At 67.2% G+C, this 16,579-nt stretch carries 13 protein-coding genes; 6 read left to right on the top strand and 7 right to left on the bottom strand.

Going from position 1 to position 16,579, the window contains the following annotated elements; genetic code table 11:
* Nucleotides 1-204 precede the first annotated feature (204 nt).
* Nucleotides 205-1,263, bottom strand: coding sequence for a hypothetical protein (locus LXN57_RS39035; protein ID WP_251803258.1), 1,059 nt, complete (start codon nt 1,261-1,263; stop codon nt 205-207).
* A gap of 408 nt (nt 1,264-1,671) precedes the next feature.
* Entirely contained in the window at nt 1,672-2,820 is a 1,149-nt protein-coding gene (locus LXN57_RS39030) for an HNH endonuclease (RefSeq protein WP_251803257.1), read from the bottom strand.
* 885 nt (nt 2,821-3,705) lie between these two features.
* Between LXN57_RS39030 and LXN57_RS39025 the strand changes: the two genes are divergently transcribed.
* The 3 genes from LXN57_RS39025 (at nt 3,706) to LXN57_RS39015 (ending at nt 7,258) form a co-directional block, all read left to right on the top strand.
* The gene (locus LXN57_RS39025; protein WP_251803256.1) at nt 3,706-4,041 is read left to right on the top strand and encodes a hypothetical protein; all 336 of its coding nucleotides are present in this window, start codon (nt 3,706-3,708) and stop codon (nt 4,039-4,041) included.
* A 296-nt stretch (nt 4,042-4,337) separates the two neighbouring features.
* Nucleotides 4,338-5,054 carry an NACHT domain-containing protein gene (locus LXN57_RS39020; protein ID WP_251803255.1) on the top strand — a complete coding sequence of 239 codons (717 nt, stop codon included), beginning with the start codon at nt 4,338-4,340 and terminating at the stop codon, nt 5,052-5,054.
* Nucleotides 5,054-7,258 (top strand): diacylglycerol/polyprenol kinase family protein, encoded by a 2,205-nt coding sequence (locus tag LXN57_RS39015; RefSeq protein WP_251803254.1) that lies wholly within the window; start codon nt 5,054-5,056, stop codon nt 7,256-7,258. Before LXN57_RS39020 ends, LXN57_RS39015 begins: the two co-directional genes overlap by 1 nt.
* 225 nt (nt 7,259-7,483) lie before the next feature.
* Here LXN57_RS39015 and LXN57_RS39010 read toward each other — a convergent pair whose 3' ends face one another.
* Entirely contained in the window at nt 7,484-8,155 is a 672-nt protein-coding gene (locus tag LXN57_RS39010; protein WP_251803253.1) for a DUF6308 family protein, read from the bottom strand.
* 116 nt (nt 8,156-8,271) lie between these two features.
* Here LXN57_RS39010 and LXN57_RS39005 point away from each other — a divergent pair, with 116 nt between their 5' ends.
* A complete protein-coding gene (locus LXN57_RS39005; RefSeq protein WP_251803252.1) occupies nt 8,272-8,538 on the top strand; it encodes a hypothetical protein in 267 nt (88 codons plus the stop codon).
* On the top strand, nt 8,535-8,960 hold the full coding sequence (locus LXN57_RS39000; RefSeq protein ID WP_251803251.1) for a hypothetical protein: 426 nt from the start codon (nt 8,535-8,537) through the stop codon (nt 8,958-8,960). The genes LXN57_RS39005 and LXN57_RS39000 overlap by 4 nt, the downstream gene beginning before the upstream one ends.
* 61 nt (nt 8,961-9,021) lie before the next feature.
* On the opposite strand, the gene LXN57_RS38995 is transcribed toward LXN57_RS39000, so the two are convergent.
* Entirely contained in the window at nt 9,022-10,143 is a 1,122-nt protein-coding gene (locus tag LXN57_RS38995) for a DUF6615 family protein (protein ID WP_251803250.1), read from the bottom strand.
* A 585-nt stretch (nt 10,144-10,728) separates the two neighbouring features.
* Between LXN57_RS38995 and LXN57_RS38990 the strand changes: the two genes are divergently transcribed.
* Nucleotides 10,729-12,378, top strand: a complete 1,650-nt coding sequence (locus LXN57_RS38990; protein ID WP_251803249.1) for a glutamate--tRNA ligase — start codon at nt 10,729-10,731, stop codon at nt 12,376-12,378.
* 167 nt (nt 12,379-12,545) lie between these two features.
* On the opposite strand, the gene LXN57_RS38985 is transcribed toward LXN57_RS38990, so the two are convergent.
* From LXN57_RS38985 to LXN57_RS38975, 3 genes are all read right to left on the bottom strand, one after another.
* Complete coding sequence (locus tag LXN57_RS38985) at nt 12,546-13,184, bottom strand: hypothetical protein (protein ID WP_251803248.1); 639 nt, start codon at nt 13,182-13,184, stop codon at nt 12,546-12,548.
* Nucleotides 13,185-13,837: 653 nt separating this feature from the next.
* Entirely contained in the window at nt 13,838-14,878 is a 1,041-nt protein-coding gene (locus LXN57_RS38980; RefSeq protein ID WP_251803247.1) for a sulfotransferase family protein, read from the bottom strand.
* A gap of 2 nt (nt 14,879-14,880) precedes the next feature.
* On the bottom strand, nt 14,881-16,563 hold the full coding sequence (locus LXN57_RS38975; RefSeq protein WP_251803246.1) for a B12-binding domain-containing radical SAM protein: 1,683 nt from the start codon (nt 16,561-16,563) through the stop codon (nt 14,881-14,883).
* Nucleotides 16,564-16,579: the final 16 nt, after the last annotated feature.

Raw genomic sequence — 16,579 nt, 5'->3', positions numbered from 1 at the left:
AGCCGAGACCCCCACCGATCCCTGCAACTCCTTGGACTCACTTAAAACGGTCATATCTCGACCTTGCGAACGCCCTGTACAGGGGGAAGCCACGCCCTCTGGCGTCGCTCAATCCGCCGCCGAGCGCCGTTGCGATGCCTGATCGACGTAGAGGCTGAGCGCGTGAGGCCAGGCTTCGAGTGTCGTAGGCGTCGTGGCGTGAGGCTATGAGTCGTGGTGGTCTTCTGAGGGACCGTGTATCCAGAAGTCCGCGAGCAGGGGCATTCCTGCTGCTGCCAGGTCGGTGTCCAGCCATTGTGGCTCCGTGTCGTAGGCCTCGCGCCACTGCTGCGCGGTGCTGTCTGCGGCCGGCCCGAACGGAAGGATCACGGTGTCCCGGACCAAACCTGGGGCGATTAGTCGTCGAAGGAATGTTCCCCGGTCGGTGTCGGCTGTGACGTTCTCGGCTTCCGGGGCGTTCGAGCCGAGGGACGTCGCGTAGCCGCTGGACAGGACAACACCCTGCGCACAGCCTGGCCACGACACCTCGGTGCGGATGGCGTCTGCCATGGCAGCGATCCGCTCTGGAGGCGGCATGCGAGGCCAGTCGGTGAACTGAAACAAGCCGTCGCGGCAATCAATGCGCACCCATACCGGAAGCGGCCCCTCAATCTGCCGTGCCTTGCCGGCGAGCGCGCGGCGCAACCGCTTCCAACCATCGCGTTCCTGTATCGCCCCGCTGAAAGTGGTGGTGCCGACCGGGACAGATTCCGGATAGACGGCGATCCATCCGTGGTCAGCGCGCACGATCTGCGGTGTCAGGGTGGTCCGTGCCACTGCGGCTGCGCGCTCAGCGGTCGCAAGCCATACCTCAGTGGTGTGGCCGAGGCCGCCACCGTCGGCGGCGTCCGGTGGATGGTCGTCGAGCGAGACTACACAGTCCACGTTATGGCGATGCTCGATGGCGCGGACGGCGTGCTCGATCGCGTCTTCGTATTGTTCCCAGGACTTGTCGGCGTCTCCGCGGAGGACGGCGGTGGTCTCCACTAACCACGGTGAACGGTCGGCGTCGACTTTTAGGTCCGCCTTCCGGTCCGTTCCTGGGATGTCCGGCTCGAAGGTGACAGAGTCGCTCATCTCCCTGCAAGCCCGCGCGGTTTCGAGCTGTAGCCGTAGGTGGTACCAGGCCGGGACATCGACGCCGTCGACCGCCCCGTTGACTACGGGGCGAAACGTCGGTTCGGATGCAGCATCACGCAGATGAAGCGCGAACGCCAGGAACATCGGGAGAACGGACCGGTGGCCCGCTGCTAGCAGGAACTCTGGCGGCAGTCCTCGGAACTTTCGAAACGTCCTGGCAGGGAAGTCCGCACCCAAGATCGACCTCATGTCCGTCAACAGATCCCGGACGACACGGTGCCCGCTCGCCGACAACGCGCCACCGCTCGCCAGGCGATCTACTACGTCCCACGTGGGTTCGTCGGGAAAATCCACGGCAGCAGCATCTCGCAGCAGGATCGGCGCACCACACCCGGGTCCATGAGGGCCGGGGTCCGTACCGCCTCTGTCACCTACTCGGGGTGATCTACTGGCTCGTCGTGCTGTCGGCAACTGATGGAGCCGGGCCACTGGCTACGGTCCGTGACCGCCCTATCCCTTGACGATGCGCTGACTGTCGTAGCTCACGTTCCCTCACCCATTCCAATTCTTGTGTGTGCTGAGCAGCTTGGGTCGCGCCGCCCACACCAGGGCTTTGAAGTGGTCCCAGCCGGTGATTTCGATGGTCAGGGTCTGCGGGCTCCCAAGCCCGGCGGTCAGATCCCAGCCGCAGTTGATCCGTAGCTGACCGGCCGTCCCGACTTCACCATTCCATTCTTCCGAGTGTCCAGACAAGGTGGATCGCACCACCGAGCCTCTGAACCCGCACCTGAAGCGACCGCCGAAGTTGGCGCAGAGGGTCGCGCCGTCGCGTTCGACGTTCACCGTTTCGATGGTTAGCCGCAGATCTATGCAGTTCAGGTGAGCGACGCTCAGTGCGACGCCATCGACCACCGGTGCGATGAAGCACACCACCTCGACGTCAGGAGCTTCCAACCCGGCTCGGGCGTGGCTGCGGACCTGCACGGCCAGGCCGTCAACGGCGGGTCCCAAGGCAGTCGCGAGCGGGCACCCGCCGATCTCCTCGATTATGGCCGCGCTGGTACGACCCCGGGCGTCCAGGATCAGATCGACGGCGAGGTCGGCGTAGCTGAGATCCACGTTGACGCTGCGGATGAGGTCGAGGCTGCGGGTGACCAGGTAGTCAGCCTTGCTCTCGTCCAGCAGCGCCAACTCCTGCACGACGGCGGGCGCGTGTTGTTCGAATGCGGCCCGGGCCGCAGGATCGCTGAGATCGAGCGTCCGGAGCACCCGCAGGCTGCGGCCGACCGCGTGGGTGGTGGCGAAACTCTGCACGGCAGCACTGACCTCGGACTCACGGGTGGCGGCCTTCCGGAGTCGGATGTCGAGCAGCCCGGGGCCGAGGACGTGGATCCCCTTCTGTCCGTTGCAGTCCCCGCAGGCGGGAGCGAGGTTGGCCGGGGCGTGGAGGTCGAAGTCGTCGGGCAGGCCATGCTGCTGCTTCAACCGCTGGAGGTCGGCGGCGGCCGTGGTGTGCGCGATGAGGTGATCGATCTGAATTTCTTGGAACGCCTTAGGCCGTAGGCATACGTGGCATCTGCGTCCCCAGGCTTCGTAGAGGGCGTCGCGCAGCACGGTGTTGTCGCCGCTGGGGAGATACCGCACGGTCGCCGAGGTGGTGGTGGAGGTGTGGCTCAGTTGCCGGGCTGCCGGGCCGATCACTCGCGTTCCTCCTCTGGCGGGTTCCAGCCATGATTAATTTGTGGCCGATCCCCTGGGGCTCGGGCGTGGACCATAGTTCCTCCCCAGCGGCCCGCGCGGCCAAGGACACCCAGTTGCCGGAAGCAGACCGCGTTGCCGATGTGACACAGCAACCAACAGCCCAACCCTTCTTACTCTGCTGCGAACGGTCATCGCCGGCCCTCTGAATTCTGACCTCCGCCCGGCGTACGAGGATATAGTCAGTCGGCAACCGCGCGGTCGGAATCCATCGATGTCAGGTGATGCTGATACGCCGGGTCAGCCGGACTGGGCGTCGCAGATGCGTTCGGGCTCCTGCCGAGGGTTCGAGCCCTCGACTGAACACTCGCCCCCACCCCTCTCCACGAGGGCCTGGCCTGCGGAAAGACCGCCGCTTACACGGCGTCGGCGGGCTGTTGGTGGCCGAGGAGGGCACTTGCACCTGCGACATGGTCGACCGGTGCCGCTGTTGGCCCAATGCGCGTAGCGGCTTCGAGCGGGTCCGTATTCGGCTGGCAACGAGGTGACTCTTTAGTGCCTGAACCTATCTGCCACGCTCGCCGTCACGCCGACCTCGACTGCCGCCCCGGGATGCGGTCCGCCGGTCTTCCGGTCGAGTGGATGCGAGCGGTCGGCATGGCGGCTCAGGTTTCGACGCCGGGTGTTGAACGAGGTACTACCCGAAAGCGCCCCCATGATCACTACTTGTCTTCTCTTGATCACTCCTTGTTGACACTAGGTTCTATGCTGGCCGCTTGATTCGGGAGTCGGCTCCCCCTTCCGGGGTGCCGCAGGGCCTGAGTGGGCGGTGTTTTGGTGCCTCGTCGCAGTGCACGCCTGGTATGGGTCGGGCGTGCCGTCTTTCTGGTGATCGTTGTCGGCTTGGTGGTCTATCTGGTGGCGTCCGGGTTGGAACGCGCCGACAAACTGGCTAGCAGTATCGGCGCGGTGGTGGCGTTGATCGCGCTGGTCGCGCCGTATCTTCTGCCGACAGGGAAGGGCGAACCTGATCCGGCGCAGGGCGCTGCAGATCGCGTGGAGAACAGTGGAAAGGCCGAGGCATCCGGGGGCGGCTTGGCCAATACCGGCGTCGATGTCGAGGGGGACGCTCGGCCGGCGCAGGTCCGCCGATCCGGAGATGCTCGCGCCGACGGCAAGAGTTCGGTGTCCAACACGGGCGTGCGGCGCCGGCCCCGGTCGTGAGCTCGTCCGAGTCGCCGTCGGAGGGCGGCGAGGTCAGCGGTTCAGGGGACGCATCGGCGGTTGGTGGGGGTTTCGCGAACACCGGCCAAGTTTTCGGCGATGTTCACCATGAGCCTCGCATCTGGAACTTCTACTTGTTCGGGCGCGGGCCGCGTGCCTCGGTAGCCGAGGTGGCCGAGCGTCTCGCGAAGACAATTCAGAAGCAGTGGTCTTCGGAGGCCGCTCGGCTGGAGGTAAGCGGTGGGCACCGATTGCCGGTCGGTTGGAGTCGGGCCGCTGCGGGTGTATGTAGCAGCGTGGCGGCGTCCCGAGAGTGGACAATCGCCCACAGCCCGGGGGCGCGCGCGAGCCGCGGAGAGCGTTGGGCCGCATCGGACGAGGATCTCGCCGGGGCCGACCTGGACCTGGTTGACGTCTGGTTGACGCGTGCACCGTCCCGTCGGCTCATCGTGCTTGGCGACGCCGGGGCAGGCAAGTCCGAGCTGATGGTCAGGACCCTACTGGTTCTTCTCGACCGTCGGGCCGATTTCGGCGACGTGGTTCCCGCTCTGGTCCCCGTGGCCTCGTGGGACTTCGGCGACGTGGAGGCATGGCTGGAGCGGTGGCTCGTCCGGAATTACCGGTTTCTGGGGCGTACGGCGCCCGGGGATGGAGCCGGGTCCTACGCGCGTGAGCTCCTGCGGAACAACCGCATCGCTGTCATCCTCGACGGCTTCGATGAACTCCCGCCGGACAATCGGAAACGGTTCCTCCAGTGGCTCAACCACGACGGCAACGACGACCGGCCGCAGCGAATGCTGCTGCTGACCAGCCGCCCGGTGGAGTATGCGCGACTCGCGCTGGATCAGGAGTCGATTCGGCTGGACGGGGCGGCTGGTGTGCGGCTGCTCCCGCAGCGTACTGGCGACGTCGTCGGGTTTTTGCGGCTCAAGTCGGGGCCTGGCCGGTGGGACGGGGTCGCGGCCTCGATCGAGAAGGGGGGCCGCTCGCCGCTGTCCTTGAAACGCCGCTGATGGCGATGCTGGCAGACACGGTCTACAACGCCGCCACGGGCGGGAAACCTGATCCGGAGAACTCGGAGCGACAGCCCGACCCGGACGAACTGCTGGCGTTCACGGAGGTAAAGGCGGTCGAGCAGCATCTGCTGGACAGCTATGTCGAGGTGCGGTTCCGCGACGAGCACCGGTGGTATCCGGAGGAGATCGACCGGTGGCTCGGCTTCCTCGCCTCGGCGTTGAGCGCGCGACCGAACTCCGCTGACCTGACCTGGTGGGACCTCCGGCCCGCGCCAACCGCCAAGCGTGGCGGCCACCGGCTCTGGGCGTACCTCGCGGCGCTGGCCGGGATCGCGATCTGGACATTTCTGTCGGCAGCCATCTTCAACGGATGGATTTACCAGCAACTCGAATTAGGACTGGTGGCCGGTGGGCGGGTCGCCGCGGCGGCCGCGATCTGCTTCGTCTCGATAGCGGCGCTGACGAGGAACCCGCGGGCCGGCCTGCTCGCCGCACTCGGCGCCTACATTGCAGGCACCGTCAGCGCCAGCTACGACCTTGCCGTCGGCGCAGCGATCGCCGGCGGATTCGCCTGGCGCCCGCTCGCCGTCCGACGCCCCCAGTGGTGGCATTTCCCCGCCTTCGCATGCGTCGTGGCCACGGCCGGAGCGTTCATCCAGGCCACCACCCCGTCAACCGGTTCACTGACCGGCACCCCGTGGACCCAAGGCTTCGGCGCCGGGTTCGTAGACGGCTGGGCCAGCCGCGGAGACGAAATCGTCAACGGTTGGCTCCTGTCAGCCCTGGTGGCCGGCTTGCTCCTGTGGTCCGTTGTACGTCTCACCCCGCGCGAGGACGGTGCCGCCCCGACGAGGCCGGGTCATGTCAGGCCGATCGCCTGCGCCGTGATCGCCGGACTTCTCGTCGGGATTCTCGACAGTCTGACCGACGACGCCCGCCCGGACGTCACCGACGGCTGGAGGATCGGACCGGCTGACGGCTGGGCGGTCGGGATAGCAGTCTGGTGTGCAATGACCTGGCTCGCCGCGTGGCGGGCTCATCCGGCAGGGCAAGGCATCCCGCTGTACGAACGGAAGCGGAAGGTATGGCGGGCCTGGTTCACAGCGGCCGTTGTCGGAGTGGTTACTCTCGGTCTCAACGGGATGGGGTACAGCGCGCGGGCCGACATGTCGAATCCCTGGACCCGGGCAGTAGCGGAAGCACTCGGAGTCGCAGTCGCCATCTGGTTCGTCCAGCATCCAGACCGGCTCGCGCCACTTCACCGGAACGCCGGAGGCAGATTCGGCATCTGGACTTGTGCCCTGCTGCTGGCCGTCGTGACCGGGGGCTTGGATGCGTGGTCCGCCGGGTGGACGCGAGGACCGATCACCGGTCTGAGCACCGGGCTGATTGTGGCGTATGCGCTGCATACCCTGCGTCGCCGGCCCGGCGCGACCCGTGGATCGCTTTTCGTCAGCCCGCTCGACGCCGGAATGTTCGCGATCGTCGTGGTAGGGATCGCCGCCGGATTCGCCTACGGGTTGATGTTCGGCGTCACGTTTGGGCTCGCCGTACAGGTTTCGAGGGACGTGTCACGGAGGCAGTTCCCATCGCACTCGCGCGGGCTCACCTGGCTCGGCACCCTCGGCGGCGCCATCCTGGGCGTCGTGGTTGCGGTCGCAGCCGGATTCAGCGGTATCCCCGCCGGTTGGCTGATTCCGATCGCGTTGACCAGCGGCGTGGCCGCTGCGATCGCTTTCGGTGCCGAAGGCCACGCACTGCCCGGTGACCTGGTGATGTCCCCCCAGAGGCTGCTGCATCAGGATCGGCGCACGTTCTTGGCCGCGCTGATGATCATCGCAGTCGCGGTGGGCCTGGCGGCTGGCATTCGCACCGCGGCGCAGGACACGGCTGCTTACGTTGGTGTTGTCGCGGCGCTGAGCACCACGTTCACCTACGGCGCGACGGCGGGCCTGCTGATCGCTGTAGCCCAGTCGCGATACGGCGCGTATTCGTTGTGGCGGCTCATCTATGCGATGCAAGGGAAGCTGCCGTGGCGGATGATGACGTTCCTGAACGAGGCGTATGACCGCGGGATCCTGCGGCAGAACGGGCCGAGCTTCCAGTTCAGGCACCAGTTCTTGCAGGAACGCCTCGCGGAGCGGTATGCCCGGTCAGGACCTGATCGGGTGGCAGCGCCACGAGATGCGTGCCCTCAATGAATGCTGATGCGGTGTGCTAGCCGCACCGGACGTCGCAGATATGTTTGGGCTCCTGCCGAGGGTTCGAGCCCTCGACTGAACGCTCGCCCCTACGCCTCCCGACGTGGGGTTTGACCTGCGGGAAGACTGCTGCTGGCGCGGGTTGGCGAGTCGGTAGAAGCCGGGCAGGGCACTTGTACCTGCGACGTGGTTGTACGGTGACCGCCGTGCTCGGTGAACGTTCTCTTAGTTCAGCGGCACGGTGCCGAAGGCAGGGCAGTTCCGTTTCCTGTGCTGGCTGTGGTGTCGCATCCACAGCACCACGTCGAGGACGCGCAGCAGGCTTACCGTGACTGGGATATCCGAATGTGCGCGTAGCGCGGCCAGCTGTTGACGTAGCCGACCGTTGTCTGCGGCGAGTCGATCGTGTAGTGCCTGCCACATCCGCGGCGGCGCCCCGAGTTGGCAGCGGATCACGCTGTCGTACACCGGGATCAATGCTGGTCGTTTCCGGGCGAGCAACTTGCCGGCGATCACGTAGTCGACGCCGTGCTGCTGTTTCAGCAACTGCCAAGCACGGTGGGCGGGGGATTCTTCGGTGATCAGGTCGGATGCTGCCGGGGTGCCCATCTCGATCCTGGTGTCGATGTCAGCCAGCAGCTGGCTGATCTTCCGCCCAAGGTCGCCGTCGAGGAGACCGATTGCCACCTCGGCCGGCACTCTCACATTGAGCATCTGTACGGCGATGAGGTCATCGTCGGTGATCACATCGCGGGTGGCGGCGCGGTTACCACCGCCGTGCCATGCCTCGAATCGGCGCCCGGTGTAGCGCTGAACCCGGTCTTCGGCGAAGTACCACCGTAGAGTCCGCTCGGCTTCAGGACCACGGACCATATCGAGCAGGACGCTGGCGTGCATCCGCGCATGGTAGCCACTCCAGAGACGACGTTAGGGCCGGCGCGGGAGTGACTGGCTGGCCAGCGGAAGTGACCGGGCTCTTTCGCAGGCGCGGGCGAGTTGCGCAAGATAGTGCGGTGACGACGATCGAGCTGGTATGGGAGCGCATACGCGACTGTGCCGGACAAGAGTTCCGGACGGTAAGCGGCTTGCCCTTCACCTACCAGGTTCCCGGCAACTATTTGCGCGTCGACCGCACGAACCGGAACCTATCCCGTACCAATTTCGCCAAAGCTCTACCACGCCTGCCCGCGGCTGGGCCGGGGCAACTTGCGGGGCGGCAAGGTGCGCCCTACACCTGGGCCATCCTCATGGACCCGCGCGTTAGGCAGGAGGACTGGTGATGGATCTTGGACACCTCAACAACCATCAGGTACACCAAGTCGCGCGATTTTACGCTGCCGCGGCCGTCGCTTCGCACGGCTACCAGGTCGAGGTGGTTGGCGCTCGTACCCGGCTTTCTGTCGACGGCCGTACTGTTCAGGTGTTGTCGCGCCGGCAGGCAGGGGCGCCCTGGCAGGCGAAGGTGAGCGCGCCGACGGTGGAGAACGCTCACGCCGTGATCTTCGTCGACCTCACAGGCGAGACGCCGGACTTCTATCTGGCGCCGACGGATTGGGTAGACCGCGATGTCCGTCAGCACCACGATGCATGGTTGGCCAGCGTTGGCGGTGAGCGTCCGCGCAGTCCCACGAGTGACCACACCGTCATTACGGTTGAACGCATTGGACAGTGGCATCAACGCTGGGATGTCCTCAATCCCTAGATCGACTTGAGTAGGAAGCCGCGGGCTCAGCCGACCGGGCGATGGGTGCGTTGGGTCGTGGTCATGAGTCTGTGATGCTGGATGCGCCGGCGGACGAGGCGTTGATCAGCACGACGCCCGCAATGTCGCTCCACGGTTCCAAGACCTGGGCGCCCTGCTCGAAGAATGCTGTCACCTGGGACGGCGGTTGCGTAGCAGGGGGCAGGAAGTCGCGCCATGGCGCCTGGTCGTTGTCGCCGCGGATCGCAATTTCAGGCTCCATCAGGCGTTTGAAGACGCGGTGAACTCCGACGATAAGGCTTTCGCTCGGGTCGCAAACCAGGTGGTACCACGGCATACCGGCGGCCAGGACCGTCTCGGCGTCACACCGTTTCCAAGTCGCGAGGCGATGCGCTGTCTCAGCGAGCAGGACGGTACAACCCCATTGGGCGGCGTCGGCGGGTCCGTGAGGGCAGGGCCCTGGCCCGGAGATGCCGGCGCTCCTGGGTTGCCAGTCGCTGTAGACGCAGTACAGGCCAGGGACGCCGTCAGCCCGGCATCGATTGACGAATGCCTCGACCTGTTTGTCGAAGGGCGCCCCGCCTGCCGCCGGTTGATCGAGGGCTACTCGTCCTGTGCGTGGATTGGCGCGCTTGGCTTGAATCCGGAACCCGGTGTAGCGGTGATGGTCGCGGATCCACCACTCCCAGTCGGCGCCGTTTTGAGCCTCCTCATGGGCGGTGAAGCGCTGAATCTTGACCCGGTCTCGGTGCTGGGTGGCGAGCTTGAGTAGGGCGTTATCGGTAAACGTGGGCTCGACCGGGACGAGCCCGACAGACCGTCCGGCAGTGGTCGACCAGGCGACCCTTGCGGCGATTGATCGGAACGCGGGGCAAAGTGATGCGTCTTGGCGTGACCGCAAGGCACGAGATCGGCGCGCTCCCCTCGGTGTCAACGTCCACATGCCGTGCCCGGCCTGCGCCGTCGACAGGAGCAGCTTCTCTGCAACCAACTCTTTTCGCGCAAAGGAGGCGTTGTTCCTCCACGCTGCTTCGCCATTGGTGCGCGGCGCGTGATCGTCGGCCGTAAGTCGACCCCCGAGTGAACCTTCCATTACGCGAAGGACGCGATCGCGGCGCGCGCTGCCGTCAAGTTCACCGAGGGCGATGAGGATCCAGTCAGAGAGCTCGTCTTGTGTGATCACATCTATCCATGTACTCGACGACGGTCGACAGCCTATCCCGGGCCGTCCATCTTGCTTGCGTGGAACAGCCGGGCTGGCGGAATGCGTTCGGCGAACCTGCGTAGCCTCGCCGACGCCGCCCCGGTCGGGGCGCTACCAGTTGGCGGTCAGGCAATGCTGATGCGGCGCGCTAGCCGGATCGGGCGTCGCAGATTTGTTTGGGCTCCTGCCGAGCATTCGAGCCCTCGACTGAACGCTCACCCTGCGCTGCTCGACGTGCCTTCTGAACTGCAGGGAGAGCGTTGCTGGCGCGACATTGGAGGGGTCTTGGTGGTCGAGGAGGCGCTTGTACCTGCGACGCGGTTGCCCGTGACCGCCGTCGACCGCGTGTCTGCCGAAATGCTTTCGGACGCCCCTGGCTGACCCATCCCGGTAATTGGTGAAACTTTGCCCGATTCGCGTGGCTAAGGGCCTCTCCGCCCAAGCGGCAGCGCCGACTGGCTTGAGGCATAGAATGCCAGTCAGTCAGTGAACCGGCCGTCCCGGGCCTCGACCGGCAATGTGGAGGCGTGATCGGTGCCCAGGCCCACTCGAGCGGGAGCACGAATGCCGAGCGTTTCCTTTGTCGACTCGCTGTTTCCCGCGGATCTGCCGGAGCCTTCCCACTGGGAGCAGCGGTACCCGCCGCGCGGACTGCCGCCGGACGCGATGGTGACGCGCTTCTGCCCCAGTCCGACGGGGCCGCTGCACATCGGCGGCATCTACGTCGCGCTCATCGACCGCAGCCTCGCCGACGCCGCCCGCGGTCGCTATCTGCTCCGGGTGGAGGACACCGACCAGGCCCGCGAGGTACCGGGCGTCCGCGATCAGTTCGAGCGCGCGTTCACCTATTTCGGGCTGCCGCCCGATGAGTCCGACGTGATCGGCGGCGCTTACGGTCCCTACCTGCAGTCACGCCGGGCGGAGATCTACCTCAGCTACGTCCGCGACCTGATGCGCCGCGGGCATGCCTACCTCTGTTTCGCCACCCGCGAAGAACTGGCCGAGCAGACCGCCGCGCAGCAGGCCGCGAAGGTGCCGACCGGGTACTACGGCCGGTGGGCGATCTGGCGCGACGCGCCGCAGAGCAAGGTCGGCGAGGCGCTCGCCGTGGGCCGCCCGTACGTCGTCCGCTTCCGCAGCGAGGTGGCGCCCGGCGAGCGGATCTCGTACGTGGACGCCATCCGCGGCCGCATCGAGTTCGATGCCAACCGCAACGACGTGGTGATCCTCAAGAGCTCGGATCAGCCGCTGCCGTTGCCGACCTATCACCTCGCGCACACCGTCGACGATCACCTCATGCGGGTAAACCTGGTGCTGCGGGCCGACGAGTGGCTCTCCTCGGTTCCGCTTCACCTCCAGCTCTTCGACGCTCTGGGCTTCGACCGGCTGCAGTACGCGCACATCGCGCCGCTGCTCAAACTCGACCGCGGCAACAAGCGCAAGCTATCCAAGCGTAAGGACCCCGAGGCGTCGGTCGACTTCTACCTGCGCGCTGGATATCCGCCCGAGCCCGTCCTCGCCTACCTGCGCGGCCTGATCAACGGGCGGTTGGCGGACATCCCCGAGGCCGAGGCGCTGGCCGCCCCGATCCGGCTCGACGAGTGCGGTGTGTCGGGCTCGCTGGTCGACATGGTCAAGCTCGAGGGCATTTCCGCCGACCACGTCGCGGCCATGTCCGGCGTCGAGATCCTCGCGGCGGTGACCGAGTGGGCCCGCCAGTACGACCCCGAGTTGGCCGAGGTCCTCGCGGCAGAACCGGATCTCGCCGTGCGCGCCCTCGCCGTCGAGCGCGACGGCGTGGACAAACCTCGCAAGGACCTGCGCAAATGGTCGGACTTCCGCGCGGTCTACGGCTTCTTCTTTCCACAGCTGTTCACGCCCGTCACCAGCCTGCACGGCGGCCCGCTGGAAAACCTGCCTGCCGAGGTGGTCCGAGCGATGGCCGATAGTTTCTCGGCGACCTACCAGCCGCTGCCAGACGCGCAGGAGTGGTTCGGGCAGATCCGGTCCCTCGCGGCCGAAAACGGCTTCGCGGCCACGCCGAAGGAGCACAAGGCCAGGCCGGACCTCTACCACGGTTCGATCCGGGAGGCCTCGCAGATCATCCGGGTGGCGCTCACCGGGAGCACCCGAAGCCCCGACTTGTACGCGGTGGCGTCGGCGATGGGCCCGGCCGAGGTGCGTCGCCGCGTCGCCGCGCTCGCTGCGACGTGAGCGCGGCGCGGCCAGCCAGGGCGAGTAGTCCATGGTGCCCTGAGACTCGACCGACAGCGGGAAGCCGGACTCGTGATCCCACGACGCGACCAGCGGCTCGATCCGGCGCCGGGACTTCCGCCTGTGACTGCCGAGAATATCATTCGGGCAGGATGCTCCTATGGATGTCAAGCGGCCAGTTCAAGATCGTTTGATGTGATGAGTTGGTTGAGCGCGCGGGCGACGTAGCGCTTGAGGCATCGGATGATTTCTTTCTTGGACAGGCCTTCTTTGGTGCGGCGTTCGGCGTACGCGGGTGCGGGGGTTCCAGTGCAGGCGGCAGAGCACGACGCGACGTCGGCGCCGACGTCGCCGGCCAGCAGGGCGGGGTTGATCGCGGCCATCAGCGGTTCGAGGAGTTCGTCAAGGTCGGCGATCTCGGTGCTGAGCTGCTGGTGGCGGCGGGCCAGCGAGCGTAGGGCGATCCTCGCGGCGGTGGACGGGTCGCGGCGTCGGCCCGGTCGGGCCGCAGATTCGCGCAGGCGACGATCAGCTCTTTGACGGCCAGGCCGCGCAGCTGGGTGCGTAACCCGTCGGGGGCGGTGACGATCAGGGCCTTGATCTGTCGTTGGGCATCGCGCGCTGGTCGATGGCGCTGCGGCGGGCCAGCCGCAGGTTACGCAACGCTTCGACACGGCCCTCGCGGTGCTTGGGGTACCGGTGCGTTCGTCGGCCAGGGCCGTCTTGGCCGCCGCGATCGCGTCGATCGGGTCGGACTTGCCCTGGAACCGGCGGGTCTTACGGTCCGGTCGGTCGACCTCGATCACCTCGACGCCTTCGCCGTGTAGGCAGCGGGCGAGTCCTGCGCCGTAGACGCCGGTGCCCTCGACCCCGTCCCGCCCTACTCGGCCGGACCCGCGCATCCAGGCCAGCAGCGCGGCGTAACCGGCCGCCCGGGGGGGGGGGGGGGGGGGGGGGGGCCCCCCCCCCCCCCCCCCCCCCACGGCGGGTCGATCACCGCCGCAGTGTGGGTGTCCAGGTGGGTGTCGACTCCACCGGCGACCTCGATCGCGGCTGGGTCAGGTGTAATAGGAGGCATCGTCGTCCTGTCGTTCGTGACTGGGGCAGGGTGGCACGCACCAGCCGGGAAACGCGGACAAGACAGAGATGGGCCTCTGGCCAGGCTCCTATGAAGTCGCAACGCCACGTCCGATGAGTGCACGAGCACCTTCCGACCGAGGCCGACAGATCCCGTTGAAGATCCGAAGTCAGTCAGGCGGTGGGTCAGACCCTGGGCGGGAGGTGCTCATCAACATCATCTCTGTCAGGCGGCATGATCGTATTCGTGGAGGATGCCGCCGAGGTGGTCACGGCGGTGGATGTTCAAGGTGGGCGAGGCGGTGCGGGTCCGTGATCGGCCCGGGTAGCGGACCAGCGGCCGGCCGTTCGCGATGCCCTGCCCGGATGACATTCTCGGCAGTTACAACCTCCGCGCCCGGGCGCGGATGTAGTGCACGGTCGCGTCGCGCCACCAACGCCGCAGCGTGTTGCGGTCACGCCGCAGCGAGCGGTACTCCACGCCGGCCCGCAGCGTGCCTTCCCGCAGCCGCAGCAGCGCCGGCGGCACGGCCGCAGCCGGCAGCCCGGTCGCGGCCGTGTAGCCCAGCTTGGCCATCATCGGCCCGGCGACCGCCTGCACCTGCGCGACCTCCGGCGGGCCGAGGCGGCCGCGCCAGGTGCCGACGCTGGCCGCGGTCACCGGCCGGGCGGCGTTGCGCCACGACTCGGACAGGCTGGCGAGCGCCTGGGCCTGTGGGGTCCGGTCGTGCGCGAACATGGCCGGCTCCGGGCTCTCCCCCAGCCACCCGCACATCCGCGTGATCGCCGCGACGGGCTCCTGGACCAGGTCCTCGTACCGCAGCCGGTGCACGACCTCGGGGCCGTAGCGGGCCAGCGCCGCCGACGCCGTGCGCTGCTGCCGCGTCCAGAGCACCGCCGTGAGGTACGGATGGCAGTGCCCGAACACCGCCCGGCGCGCGGATGCGGCCACGTCGCGGGGATCCCGCACGAGCCAGATGAACCGGGCCGCCGGATACTGCGCGAGGACGTCCGCGACATGGTCGACCATGAAGGTGCTCTTGCAGCCCCAGCGGGCCTTACCCTCGGCCTGCCGGTACTGTTCGTAGAACTCGGCGACCACGCCGAAGAGCGAGGGCGCCGCCCGGGCCACGGCCAGATCGCGGTCGATCCGGTGCGGCCAGGGCGAGATATGCCGCTCCAGCAGCAGGCCCGCGTCGCGCACCAGGCGCCGGCGGTTGTCCTCAACGGTGAGGTCACCGTAGGCGTCGGCGACCGGGGCCAGGTACCGCATGAAGTGTGGCGGATGTGGCACGGCGATGCGGGAGTGCGAGTTGAGCACCAGGCGGAGCAGGTTGGAGCCGGAGCGCTCGGTGCCGATGATCAGCACCGGTCCGTCCGGCCCCTCGCTTCGCCTGGCGCCATCCTCCGGTCGGGCGTTCACCGTCACACGGTGCCCGTGCCGACCAACCCGCCGGCCAGCTTCTTGGCCCCGCAGGCCATCAGGCTGCTGCCCGCCGCCGCCACGTCCGGGCTCGCGACGCGGTCGAGGGTGAACCGCTCCGAGCCCGGCACCAGCGGCGCCGCCGCCGAGCTGGACCGGGCCCGCCAGCCCTGGCCGGCGTACGAGGTCGAGCGCTCGAGGCCGTCGTAGGGCTGCGGGTGGAACATCTCGAAGTGCTCCGGCCAGTGGCGGAACTCCATCACCGGCCCGGGCTGGTAGGCGTCGTAGATGCGCTTGTAGGCGTCCCGGCAGGCGCGCTCAGGCAGGCCGCTGACGTTGAGGAACTCGTCCTCGTGCAGCGCCTGCTCGATGGACAGCCAGTTGATGTGGTCCAGCTCGCTGCGCATCAGGCCCTGCTGCAACGCCTGCTGGTACACGGTGGTGCCGGGCATCGCGGAGAGGTACTTCACGCGGGTCACGTGGTTGTACGTCTCGGCGAACTTGACCATGTGGTTGAGCGACTCCTCGCTCTCGTTGGGCAGCCCGACGATGAGCAGGGAGCCGAAGCGGACGCCGCCGTCGAACGTGGTCCGCATGGCGCGCACGGTGATGTTCTCCGAGTTGCCCTTGCGGGCCTCCCGCAGCACGTCGGAGCCGAGCGACTCGACGCCGTACAGGATGATGTCGGCGCCTGCCTCGCGCATCGCGTCGATGCGCGGCTTGTCCATGTCCGCGCACCTGGTGAGGCACGTCCAGCGCAGGTCGTGGTCCTTGATGACGTCGCACATTTCGATTGTCTGGCCGCGGTGCGAGCTGAACGTCAGGTCGACGAAGAAGGTGAACTCGATGCCGTAGCGGCTCTTGAGCCACGACAGGTCGGCGTTCATCTTCTCCGGCGACTTGGCGCGCACCTGCGGGGTGGTGCGGTAGCAAAACGAGCAGTCCATCTTACAGCCGCGGCTGTACGAGGAGATAATCTGCGGCTGCAGCCCCATCGGGCTCTGCGACTGCGGCCACAGCTCCAGGCGCATGCGCGGCAGCGCGTCGAGGTCCATCATCTGACCGCGCGGCCGGGTGCGCTTCACCTCGCCCTCGGGCCCGCGGTACAGGATGCCGTTGATGGTGGAAAGCTCCTGCGCCCAGCGTCCGGCGACGTAGCTCTCCATAAGCTCGAGGATGGTGATCTCACCCTCGCTGATGACGGCGACGTCGCAGGCGGTGTGCTCCATGAACAAATGGGGCGCCGAGGTGACCAGCGATCCGCCGCAGATGATGGGGATCTCCGGCGCGTTCTCGCGCACCTGCGACATCAGCTCATTGCAGAAGGGGTAGTTGTCCTCGAAGGTACAAACGCCGAGCACGTCGGTCTGCCCAATGATCTGGTCGTAGGCGGCCTGCAACGGGTCCGGCGTGTAGCGGACGTCGACGATCCGGACCGGGTAGCCGGCGTTGTGCAGGACCGTGGAGATGTAGGACGCCCCCTCGTACGGGGAGGTCAGGAAGAACTCCCAGCCGCGCGGCATGGTGAACGGCGAGGGGCCGACGACCAGCGTGAACCGCGGCAGCGTCGGGTCCGTCGGCACCGGGGTGTGATCCTGGCCCCGCATCTGCTGGATGTAGCGTGCGTCGACCGAGCTGTCCGCGTTGGTGTAGAGTTCTGGAGCCAATGAGAGTTGACGTGGCATGGGTGGGACCCCTCTC

It is taken from the genome of Paractinoplanes hotanensis (assembly GCF_023717965.1).
GTDB lineage: Bacteria > Actinomycetota > Actinomycetes > Mycobacteriales > Micromonosporaceae > Actinoplanes > Actinoplanes polyasparticus.
This window is presented reverse-complemented; position numbering and strand designations above follow the sequence as displayed.